This is a genomic window from Undibacterium sp. 5I1 (genome assembly GCF_034314085.1).
GTDB lineage: Bacteria > Pseudomonadota > Gammaproteobacteria > Burkholderiales > Burkholderiaceae_D > Undibacterium.
Genome location: NZ_JAVIWI010000001.1, coordinates 2,193,393 through 2,215,329, shown reverse-complemented (window position 1 = coordinate 2,215,329; position 21,937 = coordinate 2,193,393). Strand labels below are relative to the sequence as shown.

Below are 21,937 nucleotides of genomic sequence, written 5' to 3'. Positions count from 1 at the left end.
TCGTAGGCAGTGGAAGAATGCTATCCATTTGTCTCAGCGGACAACATACAAGGCGAGAAATCTCAGGTCAACTGGTTTTGTTTAAATAATGCCACTTTAATTCCACTGGTGTGCTTGATTTAAAAAAATCAGATAAATTCTTTTAATCAATCACAAAAAGTTCTCAATGACGATTAACTCCCCATTTTCGAGTCACGTAATTTGTGGTGTTAATGACGCAGAATCGCCAGATTGGCGAACTGGTATGGTGGTTATTTGATGGGTGCGCTTGATCTGGCTTGATCTGGCTTGATCTGAATTTGATGCTGAAGTTGCTTGCGCAGAGTTTTGTTCTGTTATCTGTGTAATTTCTTAAGTTGAATATACTCCCCATTTTTTATTTTAAAAATGACGTATTGTCCAGTATTCTTCTGGACACTTAAAATATACGTAGTGGGAGTATATTAATTCTATGTGTCTTATGTGGTGTTCTTTGTCTTTAGTCAACGCCCGGGTTTAACCACCAAAGCCACGCCCAGCAACGCGATTGCCATGCCCACAGCGGCGGTGACGGTAAAGCGCTCGCCAAACATGAGCCACGCCATGACCGCAGTGACTGCAGGAACCAGATACATATAACTGGTGACTTTGGTCGCCTCTCCGTTGCGTATCAGGATAAACAGTACCGATATACCGACGCCAGATAAGACAAAAATAGACCATGCCATTGCGCCGAAAAATTCTGGTGTCCAGAGTATTGTCTGGGTTTCCAGCATCAATGCAAATGGCAGCGTTAAGATCAGCGATGCCAAAAACTGGATTACCTGGCCTGTGCGTACATCAAAGGAAGGGCAGGTTTTCTTTTGATACAAGGTGCCGATGGTCATCGATAACAGTGCCATGACTGCCAACGCAATGCTGGCTGCCGATAAATGTACGACAGAGATTTTGTTCGCTACGACCAGACCGACACCGATGATCCCGAAACCTAGACCGATCCATTGTCTGCCTTGCGTTTTTTCTCCAATTGCTGGCCCCAATACGGCGGTCAATATGGGCTGAGTGTTAACGATCAAGGCTGCCAGCCCGGCTGGCATGCCAAGCTTGACTGCGCACCAGACGCCACCCAGATACCCAGCTTGCATCAGCACACCTGCCACCGCAATATGTGGCCAGGCGGATCGTGCAGGCCAGGGCGCCCGCATGGTCACTGCCAGTACTCCCATAAACAGGATGACACCCAAGTACCGCAAGCATAAGAAAGTTAGCGGCTCGGCATAAGGCAGGCCGTATTTAGCAACGACGTAGCCAGAGGCCCAGATAAAAATAAAGATGGCGGGGAGGAAGCGGAGTCGTGAAGATGAATTGATCATACGTAGAGTGGGCTAACAACGCGCTCTGCAGCGAGTTGCCTTAAATAAAGTGACCGCCATAATCTCATAGGAGTGCGCTGATTTTATTTTTTCTATGGATGAAATGAATAGGTTTAATTCTGCACTACACGATGTTTAGACGAAATTATTTCATCGCATTTGATGTAACGCGGCTAAGGCAAAAACGTGCTTAACATTTATTTGCATTATTGTCTTGCCTATTTAACCAAAGTGGAGGAGACGGCGTACAATAATTACATCAATTTTTCTGCATGCCGTGATTTTCATCAGGCTTGATTCTATGTCTCGCACCTGCATTTGCACCTGCATTCAAGCTTATATTCAAGCTTATATTCAAGCTTATATTCAAGCTTACATCAGCACTGATTTTTTGCAGTGTCGACAGCGGTGCTTTGGTCTGACTGATGATACATATGCAACTCTTGAAAAACTTGATGGCAGCTCTCATGAATCTCTTACCCAATAGTTTTAAAAGTCGCCTGGTCGGTTTATTTGGTGGACTAGCGTTGCTGATCGGCGTCCCTGTTTATTACCATGTGAATCACGTGTTTTCTGAGCGATTGATTATCGAACGTGGGAATGCAGTCAGGGATCTGGCAGTTGCGGTATCTGCAGTGCTGACTGCCAATCTGCAAGAGCGGCAAAGAGAGATTGAGTTAATGGCAGGTAGTCCCGTCTTCCGTCGATTGCCATTGTCTAGCAGCGATACAAAAGATGCCGTCAATCGCTTGCGGCGTTCTTACCCTTACTACAGCTGGCTTGGTGTCGCAGACACTGTTGGCATAGTCCAATCTGCCGCTGCCGGTTTGCTAGAAGGTAACAGCGTCGCAGAACGCCCTTGGTTTAAGCGTGGCAAAGAAGGGGCTTATGTCGGCGATCTGCATGAGGCAAAATTATTGGCCAAGCTTTTACCGCAGAGCGAGGGTCAAGGGCCAGTGCGGTTTATCGATTTTGCAGCGCCCGTATTCGATGATAACGGTGTACTGCGTGGGGTACTAGCTGCGCATGCCCATTGGCGTTGGGCGGGTGATGTAATTCGTGTCTTGGAACCGAAAAATGCCCGCATGAATAAACAGGAAATTTTTATCGTGAACGCAGATCATGAAATCATTTATCCAGACCTACCGGAATTGCATGCGCAAAAAATCCCACCACCGGTGTTATCTGGAAAAGATTTTGTGCTGGATAACTGGGGTGGTAACACAGCGTATCTGAGTAGCTCCATCCTCGTCACAGAGGTGATTGCGACACGTCCGCTCAACTGGCGCATTGTAGTCAGGCAACCGGCAGAGATAGCGCTAGCGCCAGTGACTGAATTACGACGTACTTTATTATTATTTGGGATCGTCGCAGCGATTCTTTTTATCAGTAGTATTTATTGGGTCGCTTCCAAAGTCAGCAGTCCGTTGGAGCGGCTGGCAAGCACTGCTAGACAAATCGAGCGCGGTGATGAAAACGCCGTATTAGAATCGAATGCGGGTTCCAACGAACTCCGCGATCTAGTTGATGCATTAAGCGGTATGACGGATCAGCTTTTGTATCGCAAGAGAGCCTTACTAGAGGCAAATTTGTCACTTGAACGCAAAGTCACTGAGCGCACTACAGAGCTGGCTGCCGCCAATCAGGCTTTGCACCATATGGCGCGGCGCGATTTGCTGACCGGACTCGCAAATCGTTTGTCTATCAATGAAACCTTATTCTCCGAGTTTGCCCGTATGCAGCGTACTGGCGTGCCTTATGCCGTATTGATGATGGATATTGATCATTTAAAAAATATCAATGAGCGTTTTGGAGACGAGGCCGGAGATAAAGTATTAGTTGAGGTCTCGGCCATCATCAGACATGCCGTGCGCTCCACCGATGTCGTCGGACGTTTGGGCGGCGAGCGATTTTTCGCTTTATTGCCTGCGGTCGATTTGCCTGCCGCAGTCGCCATGGCACAAAAAATTGTCAATGCTGTCAATCAAACTACATTGCCGGTCGTTGAGCAAGTCACCGTCAGTATTGGTGTCGCAATCGCCTTGACTGAGCATGATAATGACAGCGTCGCCTTATCAGAAGCAGATCAGCATTTGAATGCCGCTAAGCGACGGGGACACAATCAAGTCGCCTACGAATTGCACGATACATGATTAGGCATGATTCCCATGCTAATAATTTGAGGACTCGTGTATGTTCACGGATATTCACGTATATTCACGCATCTTCTCGAATAGATTAGATTTTTTGTTGTTCGGCCAAAGCTGATAATGCAATTACTCGCGCGTACAAAACGGCGACATAGGACTATGTTTGTCGCCTTCGTCATCATGACATGATGGGTGTTATTTTTTAATAGGCTTCATCCCAAGGCATACTCAAGCGCGAGGCGCACTGGATCAAGCCAACCATACTATAAGTTTGTGGGAAGTTACCCCAAAGCTCGCCTGTTTCTGGCGCGACATCTTCTGCTAGCAGACCAAGCGGATTACGATGTGTCAGTACTTTCTCAAATAATTCTCTGGCTTGCACTTTTTCACCAATTTGCGCCAGCGCCAAAATCCACCACAGAGTACAAACCAGGAAAGCTGTTTCTGGTTTGCCGAAGTCGTCTTCTTCATCATATCGCAGCAAAAAATCACCCCGACGTAATACGGTGCCGATCTTATTTACTGTGCTGATAAAGCGTGGGTCAGTCGCCGGTAAGAATTGAAACTCCGCCATGAGCAATAAGCTGGCATCTAAGTGTTCGCCGCCGAAGGTTGAGACAAAACTTTGCATTGCCGGATTCCACGCAGCTTCGCAAATATGGTGATGCATTTTGCTGGCATTACTTGACCAGTAATGTGCACGATCAGCTAGCTTGAGTTGGCCTGCAATACTCGCCAAACGATCGCATGCAGCCCAGCACATGATGCTGGAAAATGTATGTACACGTTTAGAGCCACGTAGCTCCCAGATACCGGCGTCAGGCGTGTTGTAACTGAGGATCGCCTGATCGCCCAGACGTTCCAGATCATCAAATATTTTCCGGTCAGCAGGGCGTGCCAGACGCATATCAAAAAACGCATGAGTACTTGCCATAATCGCGGCACCAAAGACATCGTTTTGAATTTGGTTATACGCAAGATTACCAACCCGGACTGGCCCCATCCCGCGATAGCCAGCCAATGCCGGTGCGGTATTTTCGGTCAGCGTTGCTTCTCTGCGAATGCCATACACTGGTTGCATCGGCGTGTCGCGGGTATCGGCAATGATGTTGAGTATGTAGCCTAAATAGCGCTCCATCGTCGCAGTCGCACCCAACCGGTTTAGGGCATTGATCACAAAGTAGGCATCTCGTAGCCAGCAGTAACGGTAATCCCAATTACGTCCACTATTTGCTGCTTCCGGTATTGAGGTAGTCACGGCGGCAATGATCGCACCGGTATCGTCAAAGGCATTTAGTTTTAAGGTAATGGCAGCGCGGATAACGACATCTTGCCATTCAAATGGGATGGCAAGATTGCGTACCCAGTTCTGCCAATAATCCAATGTCTGTTCATAAAACGAGCGCCCGACATCATGCGGTGATCCGTTCACCGTTTCGTCGGGCCCCATCATGAGTGTGAGGCTATCTTGCAGGAAGAAGGGGCGCTCGGTCAGGATCGCAGAAATTGATGCATCCGTTGTCAGACGCATCGGTGCTTCGCCACCTAGATAGGAAATATGATGGGTACCGCTGCGGACTTCGGCACGTTCGTGACCATAATTGATAGTCGGTCTGATACGTAATGCAATCCGTGGACGACCAGATACAACCCGAATAATTCTGACCAGCATAGAAGGTGAGAACAGGCGGCCATGCATGCGAAAGCGCGGCGCAAAATCAATTACTTCAAAACTATTTCCGGCTGGATCGGCAAAGAGGCTGCTCAAGATGGCGGAGTTTCTTTCATATTCTTGTTTGACCAATACCGCATCTCCTAATTGGATATCGATCAGGCCTGATGCATTTTCAGGATCTTGTTTTTGCAGCAGAGCGCAGCAGATAGGGTCACTATCAAATACCGGAAAACACCACCAGACGATGGACGCTTTTTGGTCAATCAATGCGCTGGTGCGTGAGTTGCCTATTAATCCAAGATTGAGTGTTGACATGCTGAAATTCCTTTGCAAAAATCGTTGATCGGGCAAGCTCATTTACTGCTTAAATATTCTTCCGTCTTCCTGAAACCTCGATAGAGAATTGAGAAATAAGTTGATCCGATTAGTTAGCCGTTTACCTACTTAAATGCCCATCCTTATTCGTACATAAAAAGGTTTTATTTAATATACTCCCCATTAATTTAGTGAAATATGCTCTATTGTCCAGTAATTATATGGACAATTAAATATACTAATAGGGAGTATATTTAATTGGTGAATTAATCGGTCAAGTATTTTGACCGGATTGGTGTCTGCGTTTATGTTTTTCTTTGCGTCCCAATTTATTCCACCAACGGACTCAGCCGCTCATGGCGCTGGTTACATTTTTCCACTTCGGCATCGTTGCTAAACGGGCGATTAATTCGTCCAGTAATCTGACAATATCCAGACGGTGATTCAGATAAAATTCTGCGGCAGTGTCGTCCGAACGCTCTATCCGCAAGCTTAGCCAGTCTTTTCTGTGCATGTTAAAAACATCTTCATCAGTGATATCGTCACCGACATAAATTGCGGTAGGTGCCTGGCAGGATTCACACAAGCGCTGCAAGGCGATACCTTTGTTCGGTGCGCCTGGTGGCAAGAGATTAAAGACACATTTTCCGGTGCCGATATCTGCTTCTGGAGTGACGCGTGCAAATAAAGCGAGCAAGTGTTTTTCGGCCAGTGTGCGATTCGTGGCAAGTCGATAATGTACTGAGAGCGAGTAGGTTTTATTTTCTATCCAGATCCCCGGGTCTATGCTGGAATGCGTTTGCAATGCCACGTTTAATCGGGCTTCCCACTCATTGCAAAGTGCTTTGTAATGTTCAGCATCTATCGTCTCACCGGGCAGTCCTTCTATCCCATGATTGCCGATCACATAGTCCGGCACAAATGCGAGCCGGGTACAAATATCCGCAATCGAGCGGCCCGTGATAATCGCAATCGGTGCGTACTCCGATAGGATGGTTAGCCGCCGCAATACAGGAGCCGGCAAACTGGCCTTGTCTGGTTGCGTCACGATAGGCGCTAAGGTGCCATCAAAATCAAACGCGCATAGCATGCCAGGTCTGACGATGTCGTTGAGCCTGTGCATACCTTGATCAAAGAATGAAGTTAACATTATTCCCTTTACTGAACGCGGCGCAATGATGCGCGGCTATGTGAGTGAATTTTAGACATTACCCGTTCGCGCTGACGCAGGCGGGCGGCGTCCAGCAGCATGTGACCCGCCCAGCGATAGACATTAAAATCTTTGACCATTGCACGCATACTGCGCATCCGCTCTCTCTGCTCAATTTGTGGCATACGTAACGCCCGGTAGAGTGCATCTGCGCCTTGCTCAATATGATATGGGTTGATGATCAGAGCTTCATGTAGTTCTCGGGCGGCACCGGTAAACTGGCTGAGTATCAATACACCTTGCTCATCCATTCTGGCAGCGACAAACTCCTTGGCGACGAGGTTCATACCATCATGCAAACTCGTGACCATGCAGACATCGGCAGCCCGGTAATATGTGGTTAGTTCGTCCTGCTCGTGATGCTCCGCTTTAAGGATAATCGGTGTGTAATCAGCGCTAGAAAACCGTTGATTAATCTTATCCATCAAGGCTCTTACCCTCGTTTCAAAATTTTGGTATTCCTCCAATGAAGACCGGCTTGGTGCCGCGATCTGTAAGAAGGTAAATTTGCCCACGAGGTCCGGATGCATTTCCAGCATTTTTTCTACCGCTGCAAAGCGTTCAACAATACCCTTGGTATAGTCGAGCCGGTCAACGCCGATGCCGAGTAACTGATCGGGTGCTAACGATAGTCGTTTTCTGATTTCAGCACGAGATTCCTCGACTGTCAGAATATCGGCGGTATCGTCTTCTGGCCATGCAATCGAAATCGGATAGTTCTCAACTTGTGTGAGTTCGCCCCGGCATGTGATGGTAGAGGCTTCGGTTTCTATTCGTGTTTCTAAATATCGATCGACGGTTTCCAGAAAATTTTTGCGATGGAAGGGGGTATGAAATCCCAGAATCGTACTGCCCAATAATCCGTCAAGGATTTCTTCACGCCATGGGCAAATGCCGAACGATTCGGAGTTGGGCCAAGGTATATGCCAGAAGGTAATAATGGTCGCTTTGGGAAGAACATCTCGCACCATACGTGGCAATAAGGCGAGGTGATAATCTTGTACCAGCACAACAGGGTCGTCCCTGCTGACCTCCTGAATGACTGCATCCGCAAAGCGCTGATTGACTGCAACATACTGATCCCAATCAGAAGAGCGAAACACCGGTCGCACGTGTGCGATGTGGCATAGCGGCCATAAACCTTCGTTTGAAAAGCCGTAGTAGTATCCTTTTTCTTCCTGCTCCGTTAACCAGACGCGCCGCAAGGTGTAGCTAGGGTTTTTGGGCGGCACTTTGACATGATCTTTACTATCAACTGTTTGCCTGTCACCAGATCCGCTACCATGCGCAATCCAGGTACCCGAGCAGGCTCGCATTACCGCCTCTACCGCAGTTACCAGACCACTGGCCGGACGTTTAACGACGATGCCGTTGGGTGTTTCTGTATGGATATATGGTTCTCGGTTAGACACCACTAGTACCTGATCGCCCGCCAAATCAACTTGTAGTAGCGACTTCAGTTTGTCTGGTGTCCATAATTGAGAAGGCGATTCTTGCCCGCGACGCTCCTGGCGATATTCATGTAGTAAGGATTGCAGGTCGCCCATCAGGGGTTGCATTTCTGACGGTGTTTTTTCTTTTATGCTTGACTCTGTTTTTGGTAGCAATTCACCGCGCAAAATACTTTTGACACTGTTCATCCAACCCAAAAAACTGATGTGTGCAACCAGTACGGTGATGAATGAAATCACAATCGCTAACAAGACAAAAATAATGATGGCGTATTTTTTTGTATCTGCGCTGCGTCGCTCAATAAAGCTCATATCGTGTACTAAGATGAGCTTGCCAAGTAAGGTACCGTCTTGCATTAATTCGCGCTCAGAGATGTGTACCGTCCCTTGCGGTAAGCGCAAGAGTGAGCGATTCGGACCTTGCGACTTTAGCCCATCTCTGCATCCGATAGAGTCTGGATAAGTTCTGGTCTTGTATAGCAATTTGCCATTGTCATCGCAGAAGCCCAGTGCATATAAACGTTCATCTTCAATGGCACGATCAAACAATTGATCGATCCGTTTTTTAGCGCCTGCCGGTACGTATTCGAGTAAAGGATCTTGTAAAGCATTGGCTAATGATTGCGAGCGAATTTCTAGATCACGGACAAACCAACGTACGGTCAAATCATCCATCAATGGAACGACAATATAGGCAAACATCGCCAGCACCAATGCCAGCGGAACGACGAAGCGAAAAGATAGTTTTAGTGAACGTAATTTCATCAAATGACCTTTATGTCGATCTTTATGTAGAATTTTCTATAGGGTTTTCTATACCGTAGAAGGAATTGGATTTAAAACGCCGAGGTTCATGTCGCGATTCGGGCCGTGATTCATACCGGGTGATACGACATGCAATGTCCTGGTTGGGTAGGCAAAACTGACACCGAGAGAGCGGAACTGTTTCAACAGCGCCAGATTGATGGCTTGCTGAATATCCATATAGGCGTTGTAGTCTGGATCGAGCACGTAATACACCACCTCAAATTGCAGTGCTCCGTCTGCGTAAGATTTGAAGTGCGCGCGGTCAAACCGGATATTGAACTGATGACCCGTGACGATTTTTTTGCGATTTCTGGAATTCGTTCTATCTGCTCCAGTGGGGTTTCGTAAGCAATCCCAAATTTAAATACGACGCGTCGTTCTTGCATGCGCTTGTAATTACGAATTCTGTTTTTTAGTAACTCGGTGTTCGAGAAAATAATTTGTTCGCCGCTCAGGCTGCGCAAGCGTGTCGTTTTCATGCCTACATATTCGACCGTTCCCATGTAGCTATCGACCACAATAAAGTCGCCGATCACAAACGGTTTGTCGAGCGCAATAGAAACAGAAGAAAAGATGTCGCCCAGAATATTCTGGACTGCCAGAGCCACGGCAATACCGCCTATACCGAGACTGGCGACTAAAGTGGACACGTTGAATCCAAGATTGTCCAAGATAATTAAGGTGGCGATCATCCACAAGATGATCCGACCGACCATTCCTGCCAAGACTAAATGGGTGGCGCCATCGGGATTGTTTTCTCTTTGTCGTAAAAATGCGTTATCGGCAATCAGACTAATGATGCGTGTTCCCCATAAGGCAATTTGGGTGACAAGAATGATGATCCAGGCGAAATGCAAACCGCGATCAATGCGGGTCGGAAAATCGAGCTGACTGATACCTGCAAGTAAGGAGATTCCGATTAAAAACGGTAAGCGGGTCGCTTTTACTATGTGTTCGACATAGCCTAAAAAATGTAATCGCTCTTTCAGTTTTAAGCGTTTAAGCTGGTGTGTTGCAAACGCTTTAAGTAGCAGCAGGGCGACCAACGTGAGCAAAAATACAGTGACAGCGAGCGTCAAATCATAAGATGTATATTCAAATGAAAACATAGCGATCCTTTGTGTAAAGGCAGGATGTCGTTGATTTGCAAACGATATGCATAAGCAATACCTGCAATGCCAGCGATTGGTGCTTAGTTATTCGTGACGCGTCATCAATAGAAGAGACGCAGCGGTGTTGATCGTTAGCGGCGTAGAGCAAGATCAACGTCATTTGCCGTGTGTTGCCAGGTTGCGCAGATCAATATTGGGTGCTGATGCAGTCCTGCAGTGGCGGCGTAAAGTATTGTTATTCCAAGAAGAGTTGTATTTTATTTAAGAAAGTAGATAGGTCTTTTTAACCTTTTGCTACGTTAATGGAAAACGATTATAGCAAAATATATTTGGACAAATGTAATTTGCCGAAGTGCAACAGTTTGGATGGAGTAGAATTGATGCAAAAATAACATCTTTATACTCATCGTTACGCCGAGTAGAGATGAAAAAAATGGCTACCCGCCGAAGCGAGTAGCCATTTGTTTTGGAGCCGAGAGTTAAGCTGAATTTCCTACATTGCTGGATTAATTAGCAATGCATTTCTCAGAAAACTGACGCTAGCTTTTTAAGCCAGATTAGCCGCCGCAAAATCCCAGTTCACCAAAGCCCAGAATGCTTCCAGATATTTTGGACGTGCATTGCGGTAGTCGATGTAATAAGCGTGTTCCCACAGATCACAAGTGACTAATGGTGTGTCTGTCGTAGTCAATGGCGTAGCCGCGTTAGATGTGTTGACGATATCTAATGTGCCATCAGCTTTTTTGACCAGCCAAGTCCAGCTAGAACCAAAATTACCGATACAGGATTTAGTGAAGGCTTCTTTGAAGGCATCAAAGGAGCCCCATTTCGCATTGATTGCATCAGCTAAGGCACCGGTTGGAGCACCGCCGCCGTTTGGCTTCAGACCGTTCCAGTAGAAAGTGTGGTTCCAGATTTGAGCGGAATTATTGAAGATACCAGTAGAAGATTTTTTGACGATTTCTTCCAGGCTAGCATTTTCAAATTCAGTACCTTTGATCAAATTATTTAAATTCGTGACATACGTCTGATGATGCTTACCGTAGTGGTATTCCAGAGTCTCTTGAGAGATATGCGGTGCGAGTGCATCCAGTGCATAGGGCAGTGCCGGTAGGGTATGTTCCATTTTGCATCCTTTGTTGTTCGTGGTTCGGGGGAAAACCCCCATTGTAATAGCTTCGCGTCAAGCTTGCATCTTCCTATTTTATTGTTAATAAATCAGATGGTGAGAGGGAAAATTGTTCCCAATATAGTGTTCAATAAGGGAGCCAATAGTGCATCAAAGAATGCGCGTAAAAAATTGCCAAGGAGAACATTAAAACTTGATTTGTAAGTATATGTAAAGAATTTGTAAGAATTTGAAACCGATTGGTATCTGGCTGCGTATCTCTATCTGACTGCCAAAATCACGAGCAGATCAACAGAAAACGTATCCTTATTTACTATCTTGCCTACAAACCATTAGGAAAATGTTATGAAAACTTCTTTACGCTTATTATCCGGCGCGGCACTCATCTCCTCTTTGGCCGCTTGCAGTTCTATGAGCTCTATGATGAAAGCACCAGATGCGCCTGCCGCAGTTGCTGTACCTGCAGGCAATAAACTGGTCATGATGGCGGTTGGTGCTGGCGATCTGACGTATGAATGCCGCGTAAAAGCAGCGATGCCAGGTGCTTATGAGTGGGTGTTTGCTGGACCGACTGCCGTGTTGTCAGATCAAAGCGGTAAAGCGGTGGGCAAATATTATGCTGGCCCGACTTGGGAAGCCAATGACGGTAGCAAAGTCACTGGTAAGCAATTGGCGGTGACCCCGGGCGCAGCCAATGCGATTCCTTTGCAATTGGTTAAAGCTAATCCATCTATGGGTAATGGTGCGATGACTGATATCAGCTATATCCAACGTCTAAATACGATGGGTGGCATTGCGCCATCAGATAGCTGTGCTGCTGCCAATGTTGGCGCTAAAAAGTTGGTCAAGTATCAAGCAGATTATTACTTTTACAAAGCGATGTAATCGAGAGATATTGCGACCAATCATGGTCGCGATATAAAGTGCGCTTTGACGATCATGTAGTGGCGGCATTTGAAAAATCCATTTGCCGCTGTACTTTGGGGATGCCGCTGGCATCCCTTTTTTTGTCGATATGGTTTGCTGGGGATGTATAAATAAATCAGCTCAATTAAACCCAGATTTTCCATTAGACCGCTACCACTTCGCAAAAAACGCAGATGGCGTGCGGTCTTCAGAGGGATAACACCACCGCGATTTGAGTGGCAGCGCTAAAGCGACAATTGCACCTTTGGCGAACTGCCTGGCGTTGTCGCTCCTCCTAGCAAGATGCAGCTTGCGTTGTCGTCGCGTCTAGCCAGTCAGTTCGCCAAAGGCACACTTGTCGCTGTTCCAATGGAAAATCTGGGTTAAAAATTAATCCAGACTTGGTTGCACGCCATTCACGCTGATCTCAGTCGTCCCGTCAGCCAATCGCACTGTAATCTGGCTATTCGGATGCAAGTCCTTACCAGAGCGTATTAGTTTGCCTTTACGGTCACTCAAAATAGCGTAGCCGCGCTCCAGTGTTCTTTGTGGATTGAGCATTTCTAGCTGCGCTTTTAAGCCCGCCAGCGCTACTCTTTGAGTACCCGTCTGATGCTTAAAAGTGGTGCTCAACCTGCGTTGTGATTCTTGCAAATTGGCCCGATATGCCTGCATGTCTGGCCGATTGCCTTGAAGCCGGGTTCGTAATTGATGCCAACTGGCATGGGCCTGCTGGCGTGGGATTGCACTGGCAAATTTGAGACGTTGCACAGCACTTTCGAGAGCTAATTTTTTCGCTTTGATGGCGTTGATCGGACTCACTAAACGCCGTGTCAGCCAATCGACATTCTGGTTTTGATTCGCCAGTTGTCTTTGCATTCCCCTTTGCAGATGGATGCGGTATTGCAGCAGCGTTTCCAGCCAGTCTTCACGCGGTGCTGCCGCTAATTCAGCCGCTGCCGTAGGAGTAGCCGCACGTACATCGGCGGCAAAATCGGCAATGGTGAAGTCAGTTTCATGGCCCACGCCGCTGATTACAGGCATCGCGCAATGGCTGATTGTGCGCGCCACGATTTCTTCATTAAATGCCCATAAGTCCTCAATACTTCCGCCGCCGCGACAGACCAGCAGCACATCACATTCTTCACGCGCCGAGGCGGTAGCAATTGCTTGCGCAATTTTATTTGCCGCACCTTCGCCTTGTACTGGTGTAGGGTAAAGGATGACGTTGACATGCGGCGCGCGTCGTTGCAGCGTGGTCAACACATCGCGCAATGCCGCCGCTTGCGGACTACTGACAATCCCTATCGTTTTAACAAAATGCGGAATAGGGCGCTTATGCTCTGGATCAAACAGACCTTCTTTTGCCAGTTGTGCTTTTAACTGCAAAAAAGCTTCGTACAAATTACCCACGCCGGCGCGACGGATTGCTTCTACATTTATTTGATAATCGCCGCGCGGGGCATACAAACCGACCAATGCGCGGACTTCAACTTTATCGCCCTCGCGCGGCATAAAGTCTGCGTATTGCGAGCGGCCACGGAACATGACTGCCCGCACTTGTGCCTGCGCGTCTTTTAGCGTGAAGTACCAATGTCCAGAGGTGGCGCGGGTGAAATTAGATATTTCGCCGGAAACCCACGTCAGTGGGATGTTTCGTTCTAATAATTGCGCAACTGCTTGGTTTAGCGCCGATACTGTGATTACAGATGGCGTCAATATTGGAGTTTCAGTACGGGATTCTGGATTCATAAAGCTGAGCAAGTCAAAAGCTGTCCACAGAGGGAAGGGTTGGTCATCAGAATGTCATTAAGTGTTAATGATGTCAAAAATATTTCCCGAGTCTTTCTTAAGTCATTGATTTTAAAAAGAATATTATTCTTAGTAAATTGCGGTGAAAAAAAGAAAATCCTTATAAATCAAGGACTTTAGCGAAGCTTCTTGATCTTGTTCACAAACTTATCCACAGTATCAGCGGGTACTTATATCTTGTTATACAAAAATAGTATGGCGATTTGATTGGACATCAATTAGCTTGATCTGCTGCCTATTTTATTTGCAGTAAGCTAATATTTAATGAAAACAATGACTTAGCGACAATCACCGGGTTTGTGCACAATCTTATCCACAAAATGTGTGCAGAAATAGTCGCTACCTGTGAATAAGTAGATGTCGAAATCCAGTTGCGCTTAAAACTTAAGCAAAAAGGGTCATATTATCCTGTTTGCTCAATTTAAAGGCATGTTCTATATCGCTATAAAAATCATGGACTTGGCGTTATTCACAAAGCTTCTTCACAGTCTTATCCACAAAATATGTGCAGAACCTGGGTACGATCTGTGAATTTGCGGCTTACGAACGATAACCGGGCGTAAGTAAGTGGTTTACCCACAAAAACATCAATTTGCCCGTTAATTAAGCAGCAAGTTAATTAGCTTATAAATCAGCCACTTAGGGTTATCTGCTTGCCTTGTTCACAATGTTATCCACATTAACTGTGCAGAACTTATCTCGTTTTGAGATTGCTTACGCCATCAAAATTGCGGATAAGCCGCTGCTTAATTCTGTAGCAGCAAGATAAAACTGATTAAAATCAAAAGCTTAACAAGCTACCCCAGAGTTATCCACAATCTTGCACACAGAATTTGTGCAAAACTATCTTAACTTCACGACCGGACGACACTATCGGATTGTCTAAAAGATAATTTAAGATTTTCGCCAACGATACTTGCTCGCAAGCAGACAACGCGCTACATTGCGGGGTTAGATGCTTTCCCTCCACACATTACAAATCCAGGACTAAGGAGTCACTTTTGTTTGCCATTATTCAAGCGGCTGGCTGGCCTATTTACCTTTTGTTAGTCGCGTCGATTATCGCGCTGGCATTAATTATCGAACGTACTTTGTCCCTGCGCCGTCAGCGTATTTTGCCGCGCACCTTGCTGGATGAAGTGATCCGCGTGTATCACGCTGGCAAAATCAAGCAGGAGGTGATTGATCAATTGTCCAATAACTCTCCATTGGGAAAAGTGCTGGCGGCTGGTTTGCGTAATGTCAACGCGCCCCGTGAAGTCATGAAAGAGTCCATTGAAGAAGCTGGTCGTGGCGTAGCGCATGAATTAGAACGCTTTTTGACGACGCTGGGCACGATCGCATCGTTGGCGCCGTTAATGGGCTTGTTCGGCACGGTGGTCGGTATGATCGAGATTTTTGGCTCGCAAAATGCCTCCGGCGCCAATCCAGCGCAATTAGCTCATGGTATTTCTGTGGCTTTGTACAACACCGGTTTTGGCCTGATGATTGCGATGCCCGCCTTGATTTTTTATCGTCATTTCCGCGCACTGGTCGATAGCTTGGTGGTCGATATGGAGCAGCAGGCGGTGAAATTTGTTGATACCGTACACAGCGCGAGAAAATAATGAATTTCCGCAAAGGTCAGGGGCGAGAAGACCCCGAAATCAATTTGATCCCTTTCATCGACGTGTTGCTGGTAATTTTGATTTTTTTGATGGTCACGACGACATATAGCCGTTTTACAGAATTGCAAATCACCTTGCCGACGGCAGATGCAGAAAAAGCGCAAGACAAGCCGAATCAGATCGATATCGGGATTGATGCCCAAGGTCGCTACAAAATCAATAATCAGCCAGTGTCGTTTTTAGATACGGCGACATTGGCAGAAGATTTAAAACAAGTAGTCACGGCGATGGATGCAGGTAAAACGGGTACCAAAGTTGATCCAGTAATCATCATTAATGCTGACCGGGCTACTACCCATCAATCAGTGGTGGACGTATTAGAGGCTGCGAGGATCGCTGGTTTGGCGAAAGTGACCTTTGCCGCACAGGCGTCTGCTAAGTCCAAATAATCACGAAGTAGTCAATCAGCGTCATCAGGCTCAATATATTATTGCTAGCTGTGTATTGATATGAGAAATGGTGGAGTATCTTAGTTAGATGCTCATTTGTCCAAACGGTACTTGGACAATCCCCTTCGTGATGCTGGTACTGGTAAGGAGTATGTTTCTATACATTCTTGCTTTAACCTGATTGCTTATTTCTCTGGAGTACTTTCCTTGCGTTCAATGCTCGAAGCCGTTTTGATGCGCGCCTGGCAGCGGCGTGGTTTACTCGCCTGTTTGCTATGGCCGATGGCTAAATTGTTCCAGATGCTGGTGAGTTTTCGTTTTGGTCTGATCATGATGGGCTACAAACCGCAAACACGTCTAGCAGTGCCGGTCGTCGTGGTTGGTAATATTTTTGTCGGTGGTACCGGTAAAACGCCACTGGTCATTTTTTTAGTGCAACAATTAAAAGCGGCTGGTTGGACGCCGGGCGTGATTTCCAGAGGTTATGGCGCACAAGCGGACAGCATTACCGAGGTGAAGGCAGATTCCTTAGCGCACATTGTTGGTGATGAGCCTTTGCTGATCCACCTGCGTACGCAATCCCCAGTGGTAGTCGGACGGCAGCGTGTGTTGGCTGCGCAGACGCTGCTGGCATTGCATCCGGCAACAGATGTAATCATTTCTGACGATGGCTTACAGCATTACGCCCTCGCCAGAGATGTTGAAATTGTGTTGTTTGATCAACGTGGTGCTGGTAATGGCTGGATGTTGCCTGCTGGACCTCTGCGAGAGCCGGTGCACAGACGTCGTGATGTGACGGTATTAAATGCACCGCCAGAATTCACACCGTCCGGCATCGGCCAATCCTTTGTCCGCATGCGCTTAGTGCCAGAACAAATTTATCAGCTTGGAAACATCGAGCATCAACAAAGCTTGCTTGCCCTCAGCGCCAGCAAGCTGAAAATCACCGCCGCTGCAGGTATTGGCAATCCACAGCGTTTTTTTAGCATGCTGCAAACCGCTGGCGTGGAATGCGCGACGCTGGCTTTGCCTGATCACCACCCGTTCACTACGACAAGTTTTGCGAAGATAGATGCCGACATCATCCTGATGACAGAAAAGGATGCAGTAAAATGTCGGCAAATCCCTGCATTGCAACAAGATGCCCGACTCTGGGTAGTGCCAGTCGATGCGCAACTCGATGCTGCTTTTGTCGCAAATATAATTCAACTGATTTCGGAGAAACAACATGGACGCACGCTTGCTTGATGTCTTGGTCTGCCCTTTGTGCAAAGGCCCGCTGGTGTACGACAAGCCAGCAAAAGAATTGATCTGTAATGCAGACAAACTGGCTTTCCCTATTCGTGACGATATTCCTATCATGTGGGTAGATCAGGCACGTCAGTTGCCTGCTTTTCCACCTGTCTGAACGGGCTTGTAAGATGAGTTTTAGTGTCATTATTCCAGCGCGTTTAGCGTCCAGCCGCTTACCTAATAAACCTCTGGCAGATCTGGGCGGCAAGCCGATGGTGGTACGTACCGCTGAGCGTGCCATGCTATCCGGCGCGTCGCAAATTATCGTAGCGACCGATCATGCTGACATTCTGGCGGCTTGCCGTGAGCATGGCATACCAGCCTGTATGACCCGCAGCGACCATCCCTCCGGCACTGACAGGATTGCTGAAGTATCAGCATTGTTGGGCTTGGCGGCGGATGCAGTCGTAGTCAACGTGCAAGGCGATGAGCCTTTGATCGACCCGGCTTTGATTGCGGCGACTGCCGCGCTTGTTACTACGCAAGTCCCCATGGCAACCGCCGCGCATCCTTTGCATGACGTGGAGGACGTGTTTAATCCCAATGTCGTGAAAGTTGTGCTGGATAAGTTTGGTCGAGCGCTGATGTTTTCGCGTGCAACTATCCCTTGGCATCGTGATGCTTTTGCTTTGAATCGTGATGTGTTGCCGACCGGTTACGCACCTTTGCGACACATTGGCTTGTATGCATACCGCAATGATTTTCTATTGGCCTATCCCAATCTGGAAGTTTCTCCGCTTGAACAAATTGAGGCCTTAGAACAACTGCGGGTCTTATGGAACGGTCATGCGATTGCAGTTCATGTCACAGACACCAGTCCTGCTCCCGGTGTGGACACGCCAGAGGATTTGATTCGTGCAAGACAATTCTATTGAGATGCCGAAAAATCGATCTGTTTCGCGTTCAATAACAGAATTGATCGTGTTTTCAGAATCGATAGAATTGGCCAGCGAAATGTGCGAATTGCATGAAAATACTTCGCTGCGCAGCTGATTTCATGGCAAAGCATCAATAATATAAAAAATTGTGGTAAGTTTCGTGAAAAGATACTGTGATATTAGTAGTGCTGCATTTGAATAAAAATAGAATTGAATCAAAACCGATTCAGCAACATTGCTGCAAGGGATTTGGTTCAGTCTTAAAAAATAACAGGCACGGCAAATATCTCTTCAGTACAAAAAAATACGGCATCACGACCTCGGGTTGGGATGTAACAGGATACAAAAAATTCAAACTCGTCTTTAGGAAATAACATGCGTCTTATTTTGTTAGGAGCGCCTGGTGCCGGTAAAGGTACGCAGGCCAATTACATCAAGGAAAAATTCAATATTCCCCAAATTTCGACCGGCGATATGCTACGTGCTGCGGTCAAGGCCGGCACACCTTTGGGCTTGGCTGCCAAAGCGGTGATGGATGCGGGTGGCTTGGTATCGGACGACATCATCATCGGTCTGGTAAAAGATCGCCTGAAAGAATCTGATTGCGCTAACGGCTATTTATTTGATGGTTTTCCACGCACTACGCCGCAAGCGGACGCAATGAAAGACGCTGGCGTTGTCATTGATTACGTTTTAGAGATCGCAGTACCGGACGATGCCATTATTGATCGTATGAGCGGTCGCCGTGTGCACCCGGGTTCTGGCCGTGTTTACCATGTCAAATACAACGCGCCAAAAGTAGAAGGCCGTGACGATGTCACTGGTGAAGAACTGATCCAGCGTGATGACGACAAAGAAGAAACTGTCAAAAAACGTTTGAGTGTGTATCACGAACAAACTGAAGTACTTGTCAGCTATTACGGCGACTGGGCAAAATCAGGTCAGCCAGGTGCGCCAAAGTATCGCAAAATAGTTGGCATTGGACCAGTAGAAACCATCAGAGACAGTGCCTTTGTCGCACTCTCAGAATAAATAAAAGCGGACAAGATTGTCCGCTTTTTTCTTGTCAACCGCCCCCAGACAAATCTTCCTCTAAAAACGGGCCACGGATAAGTTGTAACGACTAAGTTGTATGGATTCAGTTCTAAGGATTCAGCTCTAAAGGTTCAGCTCTAATGATTGAGTTTTGCAGCACCTTGTAGCCATCACTTTTTGATGCCGACACCGATCACATTACGCAGCATTACGCGCCACGTATGACGTATCAAGCATTATCAAGAAGTGAGATTTGTCGTTGTTTTACTTTTTCACCGTTTTATCTCATCACGATTTTTTGTGATCTGTTTTGCTCCATGTTTTTGCTCTGTCTTAGTTTCAGTTCTATTCTCTATTTTTGATACTTACCGAACTTACGATAATTACATAGGGCAATTTTGCACTTGGTAGTTGACGCTGCCCATGCAAAAGAAGCCCATAACAATTGGAGGAGTCAATATGTCTACAAACTTATGGTACGTCATTGCATGCGGTATCGTCGCCGTGGCCTATGGTCTGGTCTCGCGTAGCTGGATTTTGAAACAAGATGCGGGCAACCCTCGCATGCAAGAAATTGCTGCTGCAATACAGCAAGGTGCAGCAGCATATCTGGCCCGGCAATACCGAACCATTGCGATGGTTGGCGCTGTATTGTTTATTGCCATTGCGGTTGCACCCGGTTTGGGTCTAATGACCGCATCAGGGTTTTTAGTGGGTGCTGTGTTATCTGGCGCATGTGGTTTTATCGGGATGAATGTCTCGGTACGTGCCAATGTCCGCACGGCGCAAGCAGCAACTAAAGGCATTAATGAGGCTTTGGATGTCGCGTTCAGAGGCGGCGCAATTACCGGCATGCTGGTGGTCGGTCTGGGCTTGCTGGGTGTCACTTTGTTTTACTGGTTGCTGGTGGTTTCCGCCGCAGGCCACCCTGAGCTTGTGTTGTCTCAGCATGATGTACTTAAACCGCTCATCGGTTTAGCATTTGGCGCTTCGCTGATCTCTATTTTTGCCCGTCTTGGCGGCGGCATTTTTACCAAAGGTGCCGACGTCGGTGCTGATCTGGTTGGTAAGGTGGAGGCGGGCATACCGGAAGACGATCCTCGTAATCCCGCCGTGATTGCCGACAACGTGGGTGACAACGTGGGCGACTGCGCAGGCATGGCAGCCGATTTGTTTGAAACCTATGTCGTGACCTTAATCGCCACGATGTTATTGGGTGCCTTGATTGTTCCCAATGCGACAAGCGAGGCCATTGTTTATCCGCTGATGTTGGGTGCCGTCTCAATTCTGGCGTCGATCGTTGGCTGCTCTATGGTCAAAGCCAAGCCCGGCAAAAAAATCATGTCCGCTTTATACACGGGCTTGTGGTGGGCGGCGGGTTTATCACTGATCGGGTTTGCTCTTGTAACGTGGCAGATCATGCCTGCAGATATGCGTGTGCCGATGATGGGCTCTACCGTGATCGGGATTGTGCTGACTGGTTTAATGGTCTACATCACCGAGTATTACACCGGTACTGATTTTGCCCCGGTCAAACATATCGCCCAGGCATCGACCACCGGGCATGGTACCAATATCATCGCTGGTCTTGGCGTCTCAATGAAATCCACTGCCTACCCAGTGCTGGCAGTCTGCGCCGCGATTTTGGCCTCCTATTGGCTGGCGGGCTTGTATGGGATTGCGATTGCCGCGACTTCGATGCTGTCGATGGCGGGCATTATCGTAGCGCTGGATGCTTATGGCCCAATCACCGATAACGCAGGCGGCATTGCCGAAATGTCAGAGATGCCAGCATCAGTGCGGGCAATTACCGATCCATTAGATGCAGTCGGCAATACCACTAAGGCAGTCACCAAAGGCTATGCAATCGGTTCTGCTGGTCTGGCAGCGCTGGTCTTGTTTGCTGATTACACGCATGCGTTGGATTCGGTCGGTAAAAGTACCTCGTTTGATTTATCGAACCCGCAAGTGATCGTCGGCCTGTTTATCGGTGGCCTGATCCCTTACTTGTTTGGTGCCATGGCGATGGAAGCAGTAGGGCGTGCAGCGGGTGCTGTGGTGGTAGAAGTGCGCCGCCAGTTTAAAGAGATCAAAGGCATCATGGATGGCACTGGCAAGCCAGAATATGACAAGGCTGTGGATATGCTGACGACCTCCGCCATCAAAGAGATGATCGTGCCGTCGCTGTTGCCAGTCATCGTCCCCGTGCTGGTGGGCTTGCTACTCGGGCCAGCGGCCTTGGGTGGTTTGCTGATGGGCACGATCGTGACAGGACTGTTTGTCGCGATTTCCATGACTACCGGTGGCGGCGCCTGGGACAACGCTAAAAAATATATTGAAGACGGACATCATGGCGGCAAAGGTTCGGAGGCGCATAAAGCAGCGGTCACGGGCGATACGGTCGGTGATCCTTACAAAGATACAGCGGGTCCCGCGATCAATCCTCTGATCAAAATTATTAATATCGTGGCGCTGCTGTTGGTACCTTTGTTGCCAAGTTCGGCACCTTTTGTACCGCATGCTGCCGGTACGCCAAATGCATCTCACGCAGCAAATGTAGCTGTCAGCCAGTCTGTGGTGATACCAGCCAAGATAGCGACTAAGCTGGTCGCAGCAGACGCTGGCACCAAAAGCAAACTCTAAGACCTGAAGAAACGCAGATAAATTCGATATACATTGATTGCAATGATCACTTTATCTGCGGTTTATTTTAACGACCTGATTAAGTTGTAATAGATATACTCATGGTAAGTATA

The 21,937-nt window shown here is 47.5% G+C and carries 17 protein-coding genes; 9 read left to right on the top strand and 8 right to left on the bottom strand.

Features of this window, described 5'->3' with window-relative positions:
- Positions 1-482 precede the first annotated feature (482 nt).
- The gene (locus RGU72_RS09775) at positions 483-1,352 is read right to left on the bottom strand and encodes a DMT family transporter (RefSeq protein ID WP_322119542.1); all 870 of its coding nucleotides are present in this window, start codon (positions 1,350-1,352) and stop codon (positions 483-485) included.
- Positions 1,353-1,819: 467 nt separating this feature from the next.
- On the opposite strand from RGU72_RS09775, the gene RGU72_RS09770 reads away from it, so the two are divergent.
- Complete coding sequence (locus RGU72_RS09770; RefSeq protein WP_322119541.1) at positions 1,820-3,505, top strand: diguanylate cyclase; 1,686 nt, start codon at positions 1,820-1,822, stop codon at positions 3,503-3,505.
- 199 nt (positions 3,506-3,704) lie between these two features.
- Here RGU72_RS09770 and RGU72_RS09765 read toward each other — a convergent pair whose 3' ends face one another.
- The 6 genes from RGU72_RS09765 to sodB all read right to left on the bottom strand — a co-directional run bounded on the left by RGU72_RS09765 (position 3,705) and on the right by sodB (position 11,198).
- Complete coding sequence (locus RGU72_RS09765; protein WP_322119540.1) at positions 3,705-5,492, bottom strand: glycoside hydrolase family 15 protein; 1,788 nt, start codon at positions 5,490-5,492, stop codon at positions 3,705-3,707.
- Positions 5,493-5,838: 346 nt separating this feature from the next.
- Positions 5,839-6,642 carry a trehalose-phosphatase gene (gene otsB, locus RGU72_RS09760; RefSeq protein ID WP_322119539.1) on the bottom strand — a complete coding sequence of 268 codons (804 nt, stop codon included), beginning with the start codon at positions 6,640-6,642 and terminating at the stop codon, positions 5,839-5,841.
- 8 nt (positions 6,643-6,650) lie between these two features.
- Positions 6,651-8,918, bottom strand: a complete 2,268-nt coding sequence (locus tag RGU72_RS09755; RefSeq protein WP_322119538.1) for a trehalose-6-phosphate synthase — start codon at positions 8,916-8,918, stop codon at positions 6,651-6,653.
- Between the two features lie 48 nt (positions 8,919-8,966).
- Positions 8,967-9,164 (bottom strand): hypothetical protein, encoded by a 198-nt coding sequence (locus RGU72_RS21410; RefSeq protein WP_416200116.1) that lies wholly within the window; start codon positions 9,162-9,164, stop codon positions 8,967-8,969.
- Positions 9,101-10,069: a mechanosensitive ion channel family protein gene (locus RGU72_RS09750; protein ID WP_322119537.1), complete on the bottom strand. Its 969-nt coding sequence runs from the start codon at positions 10,067-10,069 to the stop codon at positions 9,101-9,103. Before RGU72_RS09750 ends, RGU72_RS21410 begins: the two co-directional genes overlap by 64 nt.
- Before the next feature lie 550 nt (positions 10,070-10,619).
- The gene (sodB, locus tag RGU72_RS09745; RefSeq protein WP_322119536.1) at positions 10,620-11,198 is read right to left on the bottom strand and encodes a superoxide dismutase [Fe]; all 579 of its coding nucleotides are present in this window, start codon (positions 11,196-11,198) and stop codon (positions 10,620-10,622) included.
- Positions 11,199-11,546: 348 nt separating this feature from the next.
- Here sodB and RGU72_RS09740 point away from each other — a divergent pair, with 348 nt between their 5' ends.
- Positions 11,547-12,086, top strand: a complete 540-nt coding sequence (locus RGU72_RS09740; RefSeq protein ID WP_322119535.1) for a DUF3455 domain-containing protein — start codon at positions 11,547-11,549, stop codon at positions 12,084-12,086.
- 411 nt (positions 12,087-12,497) lie between these two features.
- On the opposite strand, the gene xseA is transcribed toward RGU72_RS09740, so the two are convergent.
- Positions 12,498-13,859: an exodeoxyribonuclease VII large subunit gene (xseA, locus tag RGU72_RS09735; protein ID WP_322119534.1), complete on the bottom strand. Its 1,362-nt coding sequence runs from the start codon at positions 13,857-13,859 to the stop codon at positions 12,498-12,500.
- A gap of 1,061 nt (positions 13,860-14,920) precedes the next feature.
- Here xseA and RGU72_RS09730 point away from each other — a divergent pair.
- The 7 genes from RGU72_RS09730 to RGU72_RS09700 all read left to right on the top strand — a co-directional run bounded on the left by RGU72_RS09730 (position 14,921) and on the right by RGU72_RS09700 (position 21,824).
- Complete coding sequence (locus RGU72_RS09730; protein WP_322119533.1) at positions 14,921-15,526, top strand: MotA/TolQ/ExbB proton channel family protein; 606 nt, start codon at positions 14,921-14,923, stop codon at positions 15,524-15,526.
- Complete coding sequence (locus RGU72_RS09725) at positions 15,526-15,975, top strand: biopolymer transporter ExbD (RefSeq protein ID WP_322119532.1); 450 nt, start codon at positions 15,526-15,528, stop codon at positions 15,973-15,975. The genes RGU72_RS09730 and RGU72_RS09725 overlap by 1 nt, the downstream gene beginning before the upstream one ends.
- 216 nt (positions 15,976-16,191) lie before the next feature.
- Positions 16,192-17,223: a tetraacyldisaccharide 4'-kinase gene (gene lpxK / locus RGU72_RS09720; protein WP_322121611.1), complete on the top strand. Its 1,032-nt coding sequence runs from the start codon at positions 16,192-16,194 to the stop codon at positions 17,221-17,223.
- Positions 17,204-17,383, top strand: coding sequence for a Trm112 family protein (locus tag RGU72_RS09715; protein ID WP_322119531.1), 180 nt, complete (start codon positions 17,204-17,206; stop codon positions 17,381-17,383). Before lpxK ends, RGU72_RS09715 begins: the two co-directional genes overlap by 20 nt.
- A 13-nt stretch (positions 17,384-17,396) precedes the next feature.
- Entirely contained in the window at positions 17,397-18,143 is a 747-nt protein-coding gene (gene kdsB / locus RGU72_RS09710; RefSeq protein ID WP_322119530.1) for a 3-deoxy-manno-octulosonate cytidylyltransferase, read from the top strand.
- A 378-nt stretch (positions 18,144-18,521) separates the two neighbouring features.
- Positions 18,522-19,178 carry an adenylate kinase gene (gene adk, locus RGU72_RS09705; protein WP_322119529.1) on the top strand — a complete coding sequence of 219 codons (657 nt, stop codon included), beginning with the start codon at positions 18,522-18,524 and terminating at the stop codon, positions 19,176-19,178.
- 462 nt (positions 19,179-19,640) lie between these two features.
- On the top strand, positions 19,641-21,824 hold the full coding sequence (locus RGU72_RS09700; RefSeq protein ID WP_322119528.1) for a sodium-translocating pyrophosphatase: 2,184 nt from the start codon (positions 19,641-19,643) through the stop codon (positions 21,822-21,824).
- The last annotated feature ends 113 nt before the right edge of the window (positions 21,825-21,937 follow it).

Coding starts and splice junctions, on each gene's coding strand:
- RGU72_RS09770 (WP_322119541.1), top strand. CDS start 1,820: ATGAATCTCTTACCCAATAGTTTTAAAAGTCGCCTGGTCGGTTTATTT.
- RGU72_RS09740 (WP_322119535.1), top strand. CDS start 11,547: ATGAAAACTTCTTTACGCTTATTATCCGGCGCGGCACTCATCTCCTCT.
- kdsB (WP_322119530.1), top strand. CDS start 17,397: ATGAGTTTTAGTGTCATTATTCCAGCGCGTTTAGCGTCCAGCCGCTTA.
- RGU72_RS09725 (WP_322119532.1), top strand. CDS start 15,526: ATGAATTTCCGCAAAGGTCAGGGGCGAGAAGACCCCGAAATCAATTTG.
- RGU72_RS09765 (WP_322119540.1), bottom strand. CDS start 5,492: ATGTCAACACTCAATCTTGGATTAATAGGCAACTCACGCACCAGCGCA.
- otsB (WP_322119539.1), bottom strand. CDS start 6,642: ATGTTAACTTCATTCTTTGATCAAGGTATGCACAGGCTCAACGACATC.
- RGU72_RS09750 (WP_322119537.1), bottom strand. CDS start 10,069: ATGTTTTCATTTGAATATACATCTTATGATTTGACGCTCGCTGTCACT.
- RGU72_RS09700 (WP_322119528.1), top strand. CDS start 19,641: ATGTCTACAAACTTATGGTACGTCATTGCATGCGGTATCGTCGCCGTG.
- xseA (WP_322119534.1), bottom strand. CDS start 13,859: ATGAATCCAGAATCCCGTACTGAAACTCCAATATTGACGCCATCTGTA.
- lpxK (WP_322121611.1), top strand. CDS start 16,192: ATGCTCGAAGCCGTTTTGATGCGCGCCTGGCAGCGGCGTGGTTTACTC.
- sodB (WP_322119536.1), bottom strand. CDS start 11,198: ATGGAACATACCCTACCGGCACTGCCCTATGCACTGGATGCACTCGCA.
- RGU72_RS09775 (WP_322119542.1), bottom strand. CDS start 1,352: ATGATCAATTCATCTTCACGACTCCGCTTCCTCCCCGCCATCTTTATT.
- RGU72_RS09755 (WP_322119538.1), bottom strand. CDS start 8,918: ATGAAATTACGTTCACTAAAACTATCTTTTCGCTTCGTCGTTCCGCTG.
- RGU72_RS09715 (WP_322119531.1), top strand. CDS start 17,204: ATGGACGCACGCTTGCTTGATGTCTTGGTCTGCCCTTTGTGCAAAGGC.
- adk (WP_322119529.1), top strand. CDS start 18,522: ATGCGTCTTATTTTGTTAGGAGCGCCTGGTGCCGGTAAAGGTACGCAG.